The sequence below is a fragment of the Mucilaginibacter kameinonensis genome (assembly GCF_003675385.1).
In the GTDB taxonomy this organism is placed as follows: domain Bacteria; phylum Bacteroidota; class Bacteroidia; order Sphingobacteriales; family Sphingobacteriaceae; genus Mucilaginibacter; species Mucilaginibacter kameinonensis.
The window spans coordinates 69,599-85,278 of the sequence record NZ_RCWZ01000004.1 but is presented as its reverse complement, the minus strand read 5'-3'; the positions used below and the strand labels follow the sequence as shown (position 1 = coordinate 85,278).

The window sequence follows — 15,680 nt, the reverse complement described above, 5'->3', positions numbered from 1 at the left end:
ATGAAACTATCTATAGTTGTTGTAAGCCATAACTCCTGTAACCTGCTCAGAATTGCCCTGAATGCAGCGATCAGGGCTGCCCAGGACGTAAGTCACGAGGTTTTTGTGGTCGACAATGCCTCGGCCGACAAGTCCCTGGCCATGCTTAATACCGAATTTCCGGATGTGAAAATCATAGCCAACGATAAAAACGAGGGTATGGCCCGTGCCTATAACCATGCGCTTAAGTTGGCTATTGGCGAGTATATTTTACTGGTCAATGCGGATACAATTACAGGCAAAAAGACTGTTGAAAAAGCTTTAGAGTTTATGGATATGCACACCGATGCCGGTGGTTTAGGCGTGCGCATGATAACTCCTGAAGGTAAGTTTCTGAAAGAGTCAAAACGCGGCTTTAATAAACCCTGGGAAACTTTTTTTAAGTTAACCGGTCTGGCAAAGCATTTTTCAAAATCAAGGCTTACCAATCCTGAAAGTAAGGATTGGGTTGAGGAGTTTCAAACCTCCGAATCAGATATCATCAACGGCGCATTTATGCTGTTACGCAAAGAAGCCCTTAATCACATAGGCTTGATGGATGAACGTTTCCATACCTATGGTTATGATATCGACTACTCGTACCGTATCAGGCTTGCCGGGTTCAAAAATTACTACTTCCCTAAAACATATATCATCAACTTTAACATACAAAACAAGGTTAAATTTAGCTGGACACACCTTAAGGAATATTATGGCGCGATGATTATCTTCGCCTCCAAATATTTATTTAAGGTGCCCGAACTTAAGGTGGAGGGCATCCCCCAGCTAATTCCTCCTTCGTATGAAGTTAAATGATAAGGTTGTTATAATTACCGGCGCTTCGTCGGGTATCGGAAAATCACTTGCTTATGAATGTGCTAAACGTGGCGCCAATGTAGTATTGGCGGCAAGGCAATACGTTACCCTTTGCCAGATCACTGAAAAACTACAGCAGGAGTACAAGATTAAAGCCCTTGCTATACAATGCGATGTAACCATTGAGGAAGATTGCAAACAACTCATTAAACAAACCCTTACCACATTTGGTAAAGTTGATGTGTTGATTAACAATGCAGGCATGTCTATGCGGTCGTTGTTTAAAGATGCCGACCTTAAAGTGCTTAAAACTTTAATGGACGTTAACTTTTGGGGTACCGTTTACTGCACCAAATATGCCCTGCCCGAAATCATTAAAACTAAAGGAAGCGTAGTAGGGGTATCATCCATTGCAGGCTATAAAGGGTTGCCGGGCCGCTCGGGTTATTCGGCGTCAAAATTTGCTATGAATGGCTTTTTAGATTCCTTACGGGTTGAAAACCTGAAAACCGGAGTACACGTATTAACCGCCTGCCCTGGCTTTACCGCGTCAAACATCCGCAACACTGCATTAAACAGTGAGGGGAAACAACAAGGTGAAAGCACGCTTGAAGAACAAAAAATGATGAGCAGCGATGAGGTAGCTAAAATCATCGCCGATGGTATAGAAAACCGGAGCCGTACCCTCATCATGACCGGCCAGGGCAAGCTAACTGTAGCCCTCAGCAAATTTATCCCTGCCTTTTTAGATAAAATGGTTTATAATGTTTTTACAAAAGAACGGGATCCGTTACTGCGTTAGTCATTTCTGTTAGTCATTAGGTCATTGTGTCATTATTTCATTGGGTAATTGCTTTTAAGACTATAAACATGACTTAATGACCCAATGATCAACAACGCGTTCAAAGCGATAAAATGACTTAATGACGCAATGACCTAATGACCAACCAAATCATACGCACTTATCCTGCTCAAATCCAATACAACGCGGCCTGTTTCATCACGTTCGAATACGGGTTTAAATTTGGCATCCCATATAAAATCATCGTACTGATAGGAGGTACGTGAGTGGATGGTTTGTGAAAACGTATCGTCGAATGTTTTTAGGCTGACGGTTAGGCCGGCTTGGCGGCGTTGAAGTTCTTCCGGGGTGATATCTTTGATTGGGCTGTTGTCATCAAGCGGATGAACCACTGTCCAGTTCAGTGTAAGGATACTCACGCGGGTACGTTCCAGTTCCAGCTGGAAAAATTTCCGTACCGTTTTGCCGTTTTCTTCGTCGTTATAGCTAAAAACGACTTCCATCTCTAAATCGATAAGGATGTTTTTGCGCTCATTAGCCAGGCGAAACATCAGGCCTTTGCCGCCGTCACGATAAGGGGCGATAAGCACATTACGGCTGTACATGATCTTAGCCGATGGGCGTGAGAAGCGCCCGTAAAGCAGGCCGGTTGCCAATGCGAAGGCCAGTAAACCCATCATAGATTCCAGCGCGGCTATGGTATTAGGTATGATACCTTTAGGACTGATATGCCCGTAACCTACGGTTGATATGGTTTGTGCCGAAAAAAAGAAGGCATCCATAAAACGGTCGAAATCGGTGTTGCCGCTTTTCCCGTCTAAAACATCTGACCCCAATGAAAAGTAAATCAGAGCGAAAATAATATTGACAGTAAAGTATGCACTGAAAACAATAACCCAGAATTTGCGCCAGCTCATGGTAATCAGCGAATGGTAATTATTAGCTGTACTTAAAAAAGGCAAACCGGTACGTTTTACATTGATGGTACCATCTTTATTGATAACCGGCTGGCTTTTCATAACCGGCTGGGTACCAAAACCAAGATCGTCTTCCGGATTAATTTTCTCTTTACGTATAGCCATGGGTTGATTAGTGACTTATTGATTTAGTGAATTTTGAGTTTTTAAGGTTATAAAAGTTGAAAATTCTCTAATTCGAAATTAGTAGCTAATTTATTCAATTTCATCAAATTCGACCTGCCTGATATTTAAATCGCTAAATCACAAAATCAATAATTCGCTAACTAAATAAATTCTGTTTGTTTTTATAAAAACTATTTACATATTTGTGCCAACAAGTAACAATGAACAAATTAAACAACAATTGGTGGTGGCTTAACGAGTAATCGTAAGGCAATTCCATGTTTGTTTGAAAAATATATTCAGGAGGGTTGCCATACGGCAGCCCTTTTTTGTTGCCTTGCCCCCCGGCCCCCTAAAGGGGGAGTGAAAAACAGGGGGGAGAGATTGAAAAGGATAATTTATGAATATTAACTCCCTGCCAGCTGGCGGGGTTGGGGGGCAAATGAAACAGATACTTAATCATCTTTTTGAGCACAAAACCTTTAGCAGGGAACAATCTAAAGGTATTTTGATGAACATTGCGCAGGGTAAGTACAACAACGCGCAAATGGCTGCCTTTATGACGGCTTATTGTATGCGGAGCATTACCGTTGAGGAACTGGAAGGTTTCCGTGATGCCATGCTGGAACTTTGCCTGCCTGTAGATCTGGAAACCGATGGACTTATCGATCTCTGCGGTACCGGCGGTGATGGTAAAGACACGTTTAACATTTCAACATTGGCATCGTTTGTAGTTGCGGGTGCTGGTTACAAAGTAGCCAAGCATGGTAATTACGGTGTATCGTCAGGTTGTGGTTCATCAAATGTAATGGAGTACCTGGGTTACCGGTTTACCAATGATATGGATAAGTTGAAACGCAGCACCGATGAAGCTAATATCTGTTTTCTGCATGCTCCGCTGTTCCACCCGGCTATGAAAACTGTAGCGCCTATCCGTAAGGAACTGGGGGTAAAAACCTTCTTTAATATGCTGGGCCCTATGGTTAATCCGGCTAAGCCCGACAATCAGTTGGTGGGTGTGTTTAACCTGGAGCTTGCCCGCGTGTATGCCTATCTGTATCAGAAATCAACTACAAAGTATACCATCATAAACGCGCTGGAAGGTTATGACGAAATCTCATTAACCTGCGATTTTAAAACCTTCTCGGCCGATGGCGAAAAGATCAACAGTGTAGAAGATCTTGGCTTTGAATTGCTTGATCCTAAAGAGATTATAGGCGGTGATACTGTAGAGGCTTCGGCGACCATATTCAACAACGTGCTCAAAGGCGATGGCACTCTTGCTCAAAATAACGTTGTTTTAGCAAATGCCGCGCTTGCCATTAAAACTATATGCCCTGAAAAGACTTTTGGCGATTGTTTTTATGAAGCCGAAGAAGCATTGCTTGGTAAAAAAGCCTTGAAAAGCTTTAGTAATTTATTGCAGAATTAAGCCATGAAAATAAAGGTTTGCGGTTTAAAACATCCTGAAAACATTGAAGCGGTCGCGGCTTTACAGCCAGATTATGTGGGCTTTATTTTCTATGATAAAACACCGCGTTATGCAGCCGGTTTGTCAGCAGATGCGCTGCAGGCTATCCCGGCTTCTATCCGGAAAACTGGTGTTTTTGTAAACGAGAGCGCCGAAAATATTGATAAGTTGATTGCCGAATATGGCTTTAACGCTATTCAGTTGCATGGTGATGAAAGTCCTGCATTTTGCGCGGCCTTTAAAGGCAGGGTAACCGTAATAAAAGCGTTTGGACTTAACGAAGATTTTGATTTTGAACAATTAAAAGATTACGCGAACAATGTTGATCTTTTCCTGTTCGATACCAAAACTAAAATCTACGGCGGCTCGGGCAAAACGTTTGACTGGACTATTCTTGATCAATACAAATTGGACGTTCCTTTCTTTTTATCGGGAGGGATAGGTCCTGAAAATATAGCTGAAGTTAAAAATATCACGCATCCCCAATTTTATGGGGTTGACCTTAACAGCAGGTTTGAAATTGAACCGGGCTTAAAGAATATCGAAAAACTAAAAGACGCATTTAACATCGTCAAAAATAAAATACAGCAGATGAAATACGGAGTTAACGAACAAGGTTATTATGGCGATTTTGGGGGAGCATACATTCCCGAAATGTTATACCCTAACGTAGAGGAATTAAGGCAACAGTACCTCAATATCTTAAATGATGAAGGTTTTAAAGCCGAATTTGACGATCTGCTAAAGAACTATGTAGGCCGCCCTTCTCCTTTATATCACGCTAAAAGATATTCGGAAAAATATGGCGCTAATATTTTCTTTAAAAGGGAAGACCTTAACCATACTGGTTCGCACAAAATTAATAACGCCATAGGACAGATCTTGCTGGCAAAACGCCTTGGCAAAAAACGGATCATTGCCGAAACCGGTGCCGGTCAGCATGGCGTGGCAACAGCTACTGTATGCGCTTTAATGGGCATTGAATGTGTGGTTTACATGGGCGAAATTGATATGGCCCGCCAGGCACCTAACGTATCGCGCATGAAAATGCTGGGGGCAAAGGTGATCCCTGCAACATCGGGAAGTAAAACACTTAAAGATGCAACCAACGAAGCCCTGCGCGATTGGATAGGCAATCCGGTTGATACACATTATATCATCGGTTCAGTAGTTGGCCCGTATCCATACCCTGATATGGTGGCTCGTTTCCAGTCGATAATATCTGCCGAAACAAAAAAACAATTGGTAGAATATACAGGTAGCGAGTTACCGCAATACGTACTGGCCTGTGTGGGCGGCGGTAGCAATGCCATGGGCATGTTTTATCATTTTCTTGATGATGAAAGCGTGAAACTGGTAGCTGTTGAAGCTGCAGGTAAAGGTGTAAACAGCGGCGAATCGGCTGCTACCACAGCTTTGGGTAATGAGGGTGTATTGCACGGCAGTCGCACTATTTTAATGCAAACTGAAGATGGACAGGTTGTTGAGCCTTACTCTATTTCGGCAGGTTTGGATTATCCCGGTATTGGTCCGCAGCATGCGCATTTATTTAAAAGCCACCGCGGCGAATACGTAAGTATTACCGATGATGAAGCTTTACAGGCCGGCCTGCTTTGCTGCCAGTTGGAAGGGATCATCCCGGCAATTGAAACAGCCCATGCTTTGGCTCAATTGGAGAAAATGAAGTTTGAGGCTAACGATAATGTAGTGATCTGCATTTCGGGCAGGGGAGATAAAGATCTGGATACTTATATTAAATATTTTAACTACTAAAAAGGTCTGAACTCGAATTAAGAGAATTTAGTGAATAGACAGAATTTTGAAATTCGATTAATTCTTATAATTCGTTTGATTCGAGTTCAGACAAATAAAATACCATGAACCGTTTAAACAAGCTTTTTGCATCAAAAAATAACAACCTGTTATCCATTTATTTTACAGCAGGTTATCCCGCGCTAAATACTACGGTTGATATTGCCGAAGCCCTTGAAAAATCAGGCGCTGATTTCCTGGAGATCGGTTTTCCATATTCTGATCCTGTTGCGGATGGTCCAACCATTCAGCATAGTTCAGAGGTAGCATTGGAAAACGGCATGAGCCTCAAAGTTTTATTTGAAGAACTGACCGAATTGCGCAGCCGGGTAAGTATTCCTATTTTGCTTATGGGCTATTTTAACCCAATTGCTCAATACGGCATTGAACGTTTTTGCAAAAAAGCAGCCGAAGTTGGTGTAGATGGCATTATTGTACCCGATCTGCCGATATATGAGTATGAAAATATGTATTCCTCATATTTTATTGATAATGGGCTAAGCAATATATTCCTGGTAACCCCGCAAACCTCGGAAGAGCGGATACGCAAAATAGATGAACTAAGTAACAGCTTCATCTATTTGCTGTCATCATCGACTATAACTGGCTACAATTTGAAATTAAGTGATAGTGTTGAAGATTACTATAAACGTATCACGGCCATGAAGTTGAAAAATCCTACTGTTATTGGTTTTGGTATTACCGATAGCAGCAGCTTTGCCAAAGCATGTAATTACGCCAACGGTGCTATTATAGGCAGCAGGTTTGTAAAACTTTTAGGCGAGGATGGGTATATGGATAAAATAGACGGGTTTATAAAAGGTATAAGGCCGTAGGTTTTTTCATTACGTCATTGCGAGGAACGAAGCAATCCCAAATAGGCAGAGCCGCTCTGTATAGTTTGGAGATTGCTTTATTTTTTATAAGGATTTTAACGTAGTGTGTTTTTTGATTGATTCGATGGTATGGGCGTTGCCTGCGGCCCGGGCTTTCCGTTACAAGTCCTCGCCTTTCCCACTCTCAATGGCCACCCGCGCTGTGGGCTTTTCACTACAATCCCTAACGCGGCCCTCGCACAGCATCGCTAAGATTATTCAGTGCCTTATAAATACAACTCCAAATCGCCTTTACCTTCACGGATAATATCAAAGTCGCCGGTAGTGCAGTCAACTATGGTTGATGGGATATTGTCGCCGTAGCCACCATCAATTACAATATCAACCAGATCTTCATATTTCTCATGGATCAGTTCCGGATCTGTTGAGTATTCAATAATATCATCATCATCCCTTATAGATGTTGACAGGATCGGATTACCTAAAACACGTACAATTTCGCGGGCTATATCATTATCAGGCACCCTGATACCAACTGTTTTTTTGTTGGAGCTAAGCATTTTGGGCACCATATGGCTTGCATTAAATATGAATGTGAACGGACCAGGCAAAGCCTTTTTCAGTACGCGGAAGGTAGTATTGTCAATCGGTTTGATGTAGTCAGAGATATGGCTCAGGTCATAGCAAATGAACGAGAAATTAGCCTTTTCGGGTTTGATATTCCTGATCTTACAAATAGCTTCAATAGCACGGTGATTGGTGATATCGCAACCCAAACCATAAATGGTATCGGTAGGGTATATGATGAGGCCGCCTTTTTTTAACACCTCCACCACCTGCTCAATAGCTTTTGGATTAGGGTTTTCGGGATATATTTTAATTAACATAAGTATAAGAACAAATATAGTGCTACTTAGTTTAAAAACGAGGCTTGAACGCGCTTAAAATCATGTTATTACAACGATGTGGAAACTTACGAAGTTTTTAAAACTTCGTAAGTTTGATATGGGCTATGTTAATAATTTGAGTATTGGAATGTTCGGGCGCTTTCCAAGTAGAAGTAATCAGTTATCAAGGTATCAAGTCCCTTTACTTTTTCAAATAAATCTCTTTTTAAATCGGATTTTTCATTTTTCAGAACATCGTAATTTGTGCTTAATTCATCTGTTATTTGTTGATGAAGAGCGTTGAGATATAATTTCTTTTGTTTAGTTATATCATAAGTTCGCTCATCGTAACAATCATAAAAATCACCTAAACAGAGCGCGTATTCGGCGTCTCCTAAAATGCGTGTGTGCTGATGTCCGAAATAAGTGCCGCCCTGCGCTAAACCTCCAAAAATGTAATTGATATCCCTGTAAATTATGATCAATTTTTTTCGCCTCACAGTGTATTTTTTAGAGGAATGAGACTTACTCAGGAAGTGGGCATATAAAGTATAATAAATATCTTTTCCTAACTCACTATTAAAGTCAGTAGTCTTCCTGTCGTTATAAGCAGTTTCCGGTGCATCGGGATATTCGCTTTCGTGAAATGCAGGTTCTCGTTTATAAAGTTCTTGCAATTCGTGTTGAGTAAACTTAAATCCATGCTCGGTGTCTATAACAACAGTGTCGTTATTTGCTTTGAGAAGGCTATCATTTCTCGTTATGTTTTGTAATTTGGTGTATACTTTACTTTTGGGATCGCCCGGATTGCAAGCCGGTATAAGAAATAGTAATAGAATCAAGCCTAACAGGTTTTTCATAAGGTTTAGCTATAGCGCTAAAATACTTAATCACCTTAAAACCAAAAAGCCAATCGTGTTAAACGAATGGCTTTTTGGTATCATAATTTTTAACCTGTTTGCGGTTTCAACAATGCCGTGTTGTTTGGATCCTTTAACAACAGCGGCATTTTAAATGTTAAAACACAGCAACAGTATTAAAACAATTAAGCTTGTTTAGTGAATTGAATGTTGATCAACAATTTAATGTCTTCACCAACTACAATTGAACCGGCTTCGGTTACGCCGTCCCAGGTTAAACCGAAATCTTTACGGTTAATTTTACCGCTAATTTCGAAACCTGCTTTGGTGTTGCCATAAAAGTCAGCAGCAGAGCCACCAAATTCTACGTCAAGGGTTACCGGCTTAGTTTGATCTTTAATGGTCAGGTTACCTTTCAATTCATATTCTTCATCATCAGTTTTGGTGAATGAAGTTGATTTGAAATTGATTTGAGGATATTTTTCAGCGTCAAAAAACTCGGCTGATTTTAAGTGCTCGTCGCGTTGTGTCTGGTTGGTATCAATGCTGTTGATATCTAATGAGAAATCAATTTCAGCATTTTCAAAATTATCATTATCAGTTAATAATTCACCATTAAAGCTTTTGAAAAAACCACTTACGGTTGAAATAACCAGGTGTTTAACTTTAAATTGTACTTCTGAGTGCATAGGGTCGATAACCCATTTTGTTGCTGTTTCTGTTGCCATGATTTTTATTTCTTTTTTGTTGATACAAAGATAAACACAAAAATAGATGTTTAAACATCTATTTTAACTTTGTGACTTTAAAACGACATTGAGTAAGTTTCTTAACCACAAATTTGCCCTATTGTTTAGATTATAAATCTATTTTTATAAAACTTAATAGCCGCTTCATATAAAATTAACCATCCATGAGAAAGCTCTTCATTGCTTCGTTTTTTATCATATTCAGTATGCTTGCCTTGTGGACCATCATCTGGCCACCGGCTGTATGGTCATTCCTGTTCATTGGGCCAATATATCTTATAGGTTTTTATGATATGGTGCAGCCTAAACATAGCATTGTGCGCAATTACCCGGTATTTGGTCACCTAAGGTATTTGATGGAAGAACTGCGCCCCAAAATTTACCAGTACTTTATTGAAAGCGATACCAACGGTACACCCTTTAATCGTCAAAATAGGAGCGTGGTTTATCAGCGGGCCAAAAAGGTTGATGATACCCGGCCCTTTGGTACCGAGCTTGATGTTTATGATAACGGTTACGAATGGCTTAATCATAGCATTGCCGCTATCGATCATCATCAGTTAAATATGGATCCGCGTGTAAAAGTTGGCGGCCCTGCCTGCAAGCAACCTTATATGGCCAGTGTATTCAATATTTCGGCTATGAGCTTTGGCTCGCTGAGTATGAATGCTATCCTGGCTCTTAATGGAGGCGCCAAGCTGGATAACTTTGCCCATAATACCGGCGAGGGTGGCCTGAGCGATTATCACCTGCAACCCGGCGGCGATATCATCTGGCAGATAGGTACAGGGTATTTTAGCTGCCGACATAAGGACGGTACAATTAACTACGATGCCTTTGCCGAACGTGCCGTGCTGCCACAGGTAAAAATGATAGAGATCAAACTTTCGCAAGGAGCAAAACCTGGTCACGGTGGTATTTTACCTGCCGCCAAGGTAACGCCCGAAATTGCCCGAATCAGGCTTGTTGAAATGGGAGAGGACGTGATTTCGCCGCCTTATCATACTGCGTTTACCAACCCTTTGGAGCTGATGACTTTTATCCAGAAGCTTCGTGATCTGTCGGGGGGCAAACCTATTGGCTTTAAACTATGTGTAGGCCATAAAAGCGAGTTTTTAGCCATTTGTAAAGCCATGGTTAAAACCGGCATCACGCCCGATTTTATTGCTGTTGATGGGGGCGAGGGCGGTACCGGTGCCGCTCCGCTTGAGTTTAGTAACTCGGTAGGGATGCCGCTGCGCGAAGCCCTGGCCTTTGTTTATGATGCCCTTACAGGGTTTGATCTTAAAAAGAATATCAAGCTCATCGCATCCGGAAAGGTGGCTACCGGGTTTGACCTGGTTAAAAACTTTGCCCTTGGTGCCGATATGTGCAACAGCGCCCGCGGCATGATGTTCGCTCTTGGCTGTATCCAGGCGCTGGAATGTAACAGTAATACCTGTCCAACAGGCGTAGCTACGCAAGATAAAAGCCTGATGAAAGGTCTGGTAGTTGATGATAAAAAAGTACGCGTAGCTAACTTTCACAAGCTAACGGTAAGCAGCGCCATCCAAATGATAGGAGCCGCAGGCTTAACTAAACCCTGCGATCTGCACCGCATGTATATTTATCGCCGTATTAACCACAGCCAGATCCTCACTTATGGCGAACTGTTCCCTTACATCCCTAAAGGCAGTCTGCTCAATACACCTTATCCTGCTTCGTTCGAGTTTGATATGGCCATCAGCAAGGAAGAAACTTTTGTGCCTGATTACAGCGGGATAACCAATATTGATTATAGTAATGTGAGTTCTTATTGAGGTGATTGGTTGATTAGGGTGATTGGTTGAGTGGTTGGTTTTTTTAAGACATTGCAGGTTCAAGCGACTTTTGCAGGTTTAAGCGTGGACGCTTGAACATGCGGGTTTTAAAACTCCCCTCTTGAGAGGGGGCGCGGAGGAACGAGTGATAGCAGGGGTGTGTTTCTGCTACAAGCCTATCAAAGCAGAAACACACCCCTCCGCGCCTCTCAAGAGGGGAATCGCACAGTCCCCGATTTTTTATGATTGAGCGTTCACGCTTACCATAATACGTTAATCGAAAGCGTGGAAGCTTGAACATGCACGCCATTCAAAACAAATCCACCTAAAAATCATTTATCAAAAATAAATCATCAGCGCAATCAACGTAATCACCCAAAAATCAACGGTGCAGCCAGCATTATATGAAAACCTTAGTCCCGAACAGGCCATTGCCTGGCAACAGGAGCTACGCAGACAAATTGATATTTGTCCTTTAGATAATGCTGTCAAAGTTATAGGTGGTGCTGATATTTCATTCAATAAGTATTCGGAAGTAGTTTATGCAGGCATCATCCTGCTCAGGTATCCCGAGTTAACCATCATTGGCCAGGCAACGGCTATCAGCAAAACAAAGTTTCCTTACATCTCCGGTCTGCTGGCATTCAGGGAAGTACCTGCTTTGCTCGAAGCATGGGAGAAACTGCCCTTTAAGCCCGATGTTATGGTGTTGGACGGGCAAGGGATAGCGCACGAGCGCCGTACCGGAATTGCAACCCATTTTGGTCTGCTTACCAATGTGCCATCCATAGGTAGCGCTAAAAGCCGCCTTTACGGCAGGTACCAGGAACCTGGTAACGAGGTGTTTGATCAAAGCCCGATGTATGATAAAGGTGAACTAATTGGCATCGCTTTGCGCACTAAAAAGAAATGTAACCCCATTTACATATCTCCGGGCCATCATATCAGCATGGAGCAAAGTGTTGAGCTTATCAAAAACTGTATCCGTGGCTATCGCATCCCCGAGCCAACCCGACAGGCACATTTATTGGTGAATAAAATAAGAATTGCCGACGGGGAAAATTTTAATTCGCAACCTACGTTATTTTAGCTGACCTGTCACGATAGCTAAATGCGTAACACCATAAAAATTACCTGGTATTTTTATAGATCAATATTGTTATGGTGTATGACCATCAATATGGTATGTGTTTACTTTTTACTCCGTGGAGAGGTGAATGTTGTCGGATCGTACGTTTTGAAAATAATGAGCTACGGCTTGGTTATTGGCTTTCAGTATTATAATTACAACGCTAACAAAACATTCTTCTACTTCCGCAACGCGGGGTATAATATTGACAGGTTGTATTTATACGCGCTTACCTGCGATGCCCTGGCTTACGGTATATTGCTATCACTCTTAAAGCTTGTTGAATATTGGGTAAGCATATTTTAAAAACCGACAGCGTTCACCTGGAGTTTGATGGGCGCAAGATATTGCAGGATATTTATCTCCATTGCCGCCAGGGCGAGGTGGTAGGTTTGCTTGGCCGCAATGGTTGTGGTAAATCATCATTGTTGCGGATTATTTTTGGTACCCTAAAGCCATCATACAAACATATAAGCATTGATGATAAGCATGTTTATAAAGGTTATGACGGAGGGCGTGTAGCCTATTTACCGCAACATAACTATCTACCGCAAAATATAAAGATCGAAAGCCTGGCCAAAATTATTATCGACCCTCGGTTTGCTGATGAATTTATTTCATTGCCGATCTATCAAAACCATTATCAAAAGAAGCCCAGCCAACTGTCTGGAGGGGAGTTGAGGCAACTGGAAACACTGATGTGCATTTACAGCCGGGCCGATTTTATTTTACTTGATGAACCTTTTACTCACGTTTCGCCGGTTCAGGCAGAAATGTTTAAAGGCGTCATTCGTAAATGCGCTGAGGTAAAAGGTATCATTGTTACTGATCATCAGTATTATAATATCCTTGATGTGGCCGATAGGATAGTGTTGATCAATGATGGTAGTACAAAAGCCATACATAACCCTGATGACCTGATCAGGTATGGTTATATTAATCACATGATTTAATTGTTGGCCTGTGTAACTTAAAGTATAAAATGAGGGTCTATTAGGTATAGTATTTAATGCAATGCCTAAGTTTTGTCTGTTGGTCCTTTTTTTATTTTTCTGTTGCCTGGGTGCAGCGGGAAGCGAGAAAGTGACTATTGACGGCATTACCTTTAAAAATGCAAAACCCGAAGCTGATCCTTCACCCACCGGCGATTTTAAGACACTGGTTATCCCCATAAAAAGGGCCGGAAACCTGATTGTTATTGAAGCGCAGATTGATACGCTTGAAGGTAATTTTGTGCTGGATACCGGAGCGCCTTACCTGGTTTTAAACGAAACTTATTTCAGGTATATGCCACATGCCTCCGAGCAGGAATCTGCCGGAATTAACGGAGCCGCCGGAAGCTCTTTTACAACTTATGTACGCAATTTTAATATCCTTGATCTGCATTATTCAAAGTTAAGGGCCGATGTTACCGATCTTTCTTCCATCGAAAACGGGCGCGGAATAAAGATCCTTGGTTTGCTGGGCACCCGGTTGTTTGCCGATTTTGCCGTTACCGTCGATCTGTTCCGGAATACCCTCTATATTCAAAAGCTTGATGAAAACGGCAACATTCCCGATGCTGAGAGAGTATTTCATGACAGGTTTATGGTAAGCCCTTTCAAGATGCTGAATGATGTTATTTTAATGAAAGGTACGGTTAACGATAATTCGCTTTGGTTTGCTTTTGACAGCGCCGCCGAAACCAGCCTGCTTGATTACCGGCGGTCAAAAAAGTTGATACCCGATATGGAGGTAATCAGTCGTTCAAAAATTATGGGTATTGGCGGCACATCTATCGAGGTGATCTATACCCGTTTTGATAACCTGGTTGTAGGTGACCGCAAGTACATGAAAAACCGGATCTTGATAACCAATCTCGAAAAGATGGGGAACGCGTACGGCTACAAAATTGACGGTGTTTTAGGTTACGATTTCTTTGTGAGGGGTATATTCACCATCAACTTTGTTAAAAAAGAATTTGAAATGTACATTTACAATAACCAGTAATATGAAGAGGCGCGCCTATATAGTTATTGTTTTTTTTGCGATGGTTTGCATGGCCTTGTCTGCAAGTGCGCAAAAACGCAGTAACCTGGTTATGGGCAACGATAAACTGACGCTGCGCATCGATATGCGCTCGTCTAAAGCAGAAGTGGATAGCCTGCTCAAAAAGGCTGGTTTAAGGGGCGCAAATGCCGCCGCGATTTTGAAAGGCGATTTCTCCGCCCTTCAAAAAGATGGCTGGGCAACAGCCGGTAAGCGGGGAAACATCGTGGAGTTTGACAGGCCATTGGAAAACCTCAACAAAAATCCGCAAACCCAACCATACCTCATAACCACTAAAATTGATAGGGATGATGACGGGTCGCCGGGATACCCGGCTGATGTTACCTATGGCATTAATAACTTTGCTAAAGTAACCGTGCATGAGTTGCCATCGGGCATAACCCGTTTCTTTTTGCCGGGCTATTTACCCAATAAGAGGGCATTGCTATCGGGTAACTTTAACAACTGGAGCACGCTTAAGGGAATCATGGCTAAAACCGACAGCGGCTGGATTGCCGATGTAAAGCTGAAACCCGGTAAGTACGAGTATAAGTTTATTGTTGATGGCCATTGGATCAATGACCGGTATAACAACCTCGTGGCCGATCATGATAATAACTCCATCTACTTCAGATATAACTACACATTTAAGCTAAATGGCTATGCAAATGCCCGTAAAATAACACTTGCCGGAAGCTTTAATAGTTGGGATGCCAATAGCATCATTATGGAAAAAAACGGCGGAGGGTGGCAAAAACAGCTTTACCTGCATGATGGCACGCAGGCTTACCGTTTTTTGGTTGATGGTAAATGGATCACCGACCCGGCCAATCCCAATAAAATGCAGGGCGAGGATGGTTTGACCAACTCGATACTGAACCTTGGCGAAACGGTTGTGTTTAAGCTTGATGGTTATACCGATGCTAAAAAGGTACAGGTGGCCGGGAGTTTTAATAACTGGGAGCATGGTAAGATTCCGCTTGTAAAAACCAAAACCGGGTGGGCCGTATCCCTGATCATTCCACCTGGTAATTATGGGTATAAATTTATTGTGGATGATAACTGGATGACCGATCCTAAAAATCCACGTAATATGGTAGAGGGCGGTATTGTAAATTCTTATATATCGGTAAAACCTAATTATACATTTAAGTTAAGCGGGTTTAATAATGCCAAAAGCGTTCACCTGGCGGGCAGTTTTAACAACTTTGATGAGTTTGGCTATACCCTTGCATTTGATGGCAAGGAGTGGACTGTAAATGTTAACCTTAAACCGGGTAAGCAACTGTATAAGTTTATTGTGGATGGTAAATGGATGATTGATCCCGGAAATAAACTTTATGAAAACAACCAATATAATTCGGGTAATTCCGTTTTATGGATCGAATAGA

The 15,680-nt window shown here is 41.9% G+C and carries 15 protein-coding genes; 11 read left to right on the top strand and 4 right to left on the bottom strand.

Annotation, left to right across the window (positions count from 1 at the left end):
• Together EAH55_RS18740 and EAH55_RS18735 are read left to right on the top strand one after the other, a co-directional pair.
• Entirely contained in the window at window positions 1-834 is an 834-nt protein-coding gene (locus EAH55_RS18740; protein ID WP_162996950.1) for a glycosyltransferase family 2 protein, read from the top strand.
• Entirely contained in the window at window positions 821-1,636 is an 816-nt protein-coding gene (locus tag EAH55_RS18735; protein ID WP_121810994.1) for an SDR family oxidoreductase, read from the top strand. Before EAH55_RS18740 ends, EAH55_RS18735 begins: the two co-directional genes overlap by 14 nt.
• Before the next feature lie 134 nt (window positions 1,637-1,770).
• Here the strand turns inward: EAH55_RS18735 and EAH55_RS18730 are convergent, their stop codons facing one another.
• Window positions 1,771-2,718, bottom strand: a complete 948-nt coding sequence (locus EAH55_RS18730; protein WP_121810993.1) for an ion channel — start codon at window positions 2,716-2,718, stop codon at window positions 1,771-1,773.
• 442 nt (window positions 2,719-3,160) lie between these two features.
• On the opposite strand from EAH55_RS18730, the gene trpD reads away from it, so the two are divergent.
• The 3 genes from trpD to trpA all read left to right on the top strand — a co-directional run bounded on the left by trpD (window position 3,161) and on the right by trpA (window position 6,837).
• On the top strand, window positions 3,161-4,150 hold the full coding sequence (trpD, locus tag EAH55_RS18725) for an anthranilate phosphoribosyltransferase (RefSeq protein WP_121811716.1): 990 nt from the start codon (window positions 3,161-3,163) through the stop codon (window positions 4,148-4,150).
• Between the two features lie 3 nt (window positions 4,151-4,153).
• The gene (locus tag EAH55_RS18720; protein ID WP_121810992.1) at window positions 4,154-5,962 is read left to right on the top strand and encodes a bifunctional phosphoribosylanthranilate isomerase/tryptophan synthase subunit beta; all 1,809 of its coding nucleotides are present in this window, start codon (window positions 4,154-4,156) and stop codon (window positions 5,960-5,962) included.
• Window positions 5,963-6,066: 104 nt separating this feature from the next.
• Window positions 6,067-6,837, top strand: a complete 771-nt coding sequence (gene trpA / locus EAH55_RS18715) for a tryptophan synthase subunit alpha (protein ID WP_121810991.1) — start codon at window positions 6,067-6,069, stop codon at window positions 6,835-6,837.
• Between the two features lie 266 nt (window positions 6,838-7,103).
• Here the strand turns inward: trpA and EAH55_RS18710 are convergent, their stop codons facing one another.
• The 3 genes from EAH55_RS18710 to EAH55_RS18700 all read right to left on the bottom strand — a co-directional run bounded on the left by EAH55_RS18710 (window position 7,104) and on the right by EAH55_RS18700 (window position 9,312).
• Window positions 7,104-7,724, bottom strand: coding sequence for an L-threonylcarbamoyladenylate synthase (locus tag EAH55_RS18710; RefSeq protein WP_112569976.1), 621 nt, complete (start codon window positions 7,722-7,724; stop codon window positions 7,104-7,106).
• 128 nt (window positions 7,725-7,852) lie between these two features.
• Entirely contained in the window at window positions 7,853-8,584 is a 732-nt protein-coding gene (locus EAH55_RS18705) for a hypothetical protein (protein ID WP_121810990.1), read from the bottom strand.
• 185 nt (window positions 8,585-8,769) lie between these two features.
• Window positions 8,770-9,312 carry a YceI family protein gene (locus tag EAH55_RS18700; protein WP_121810989.1) on the bottom strand — a complete coding sequence of 181 codons (543 nt, stop codon included), beginning with the start codon at window positions 9,310-9,312 and terminating at the stop codon, window positions 8,770-8,772.
• A 185-nt stretch (window positions 9,313-9,497) separates the two neighbouring features.
• Between EAH55_RS18700 and EAH55_RS18695 the strand changes: the two genes are divergently transcribed.
• From EAH55_RS18695 to EAH55_RS18670, 6 genes are all read left to right on the top strand, one after another.
• Entirely contained in the window at window positions 9,498-11,132 is a 1,635-nt protein-coding gene (locus tag EAH55_RS18695) for an FMN-binding glutamate synthase family protein (RefSeq protein WP_121810988.1), read from the top strand.
• 388 nt (window positions 11,133-11,520) lie between these two features.
• On the top strand, window positions 11,521-12,222 hold the full coding sequence (gene nfi / locus EAH55_RS18690; protein WP_121810987.1) for a deoxyribonuclease V: 702 nt from the start codon (window positions 11,521-11,523) through the stop codon (window positions 12,220-12,222).
• Window positions 12,223-12,243: 21 nt separating this feature from the next.
• Window positions 12,244-12,567 (top strand): hypothetical protein, encoded by a 324-nt coding sequence (locus tag EAH55_RS18685; RefSeq protein ID WP_162996949.1) that lies wholly within the window; start codon window positions 12,244-12,246, stop codon window positions 12,565-12,567.
• Window positions 12,549-13,214, top strand: a complete 666-nt coding sequence (locus tag EAH55_RS18680; protein WP_162996948.1) for an ATP-binding cassette domain-containing protein — start codon at window positions 12,549-12,551, stop codon at window positions 13,212-13,214. The genes EAH55_RS18685 and EAH55_RS18680 overlap by 19 nt, the downstream gene beginning before the upstream one ends.
• Window positions 13,215-13,275: 61 nt before the next feature.
• Entirely contained in the window at window positions 13,276-14,250 is a 975-nt protein-coding gene (locus EAH55_RS18675; RefSeq protein WP_121810984.1) for a pepsin/retropepsin-like aspartic protease family protein, read from the top strand.
• 1 nt (window position 14,251) lies between these two features.
• On the top strand, window positions 14,252-15,679 hold the full coding sequence (locus tag EAH55_RS18670; protein WP_121810983.1) for a hypothetical protein: 1,428 nt from the start codon (window positions 14,252-14,254) through the stop codon (window positions 15,677-15,679).
• The last annotated feature ends 1 nt before the right edge of the window (window position 15,680 follow it).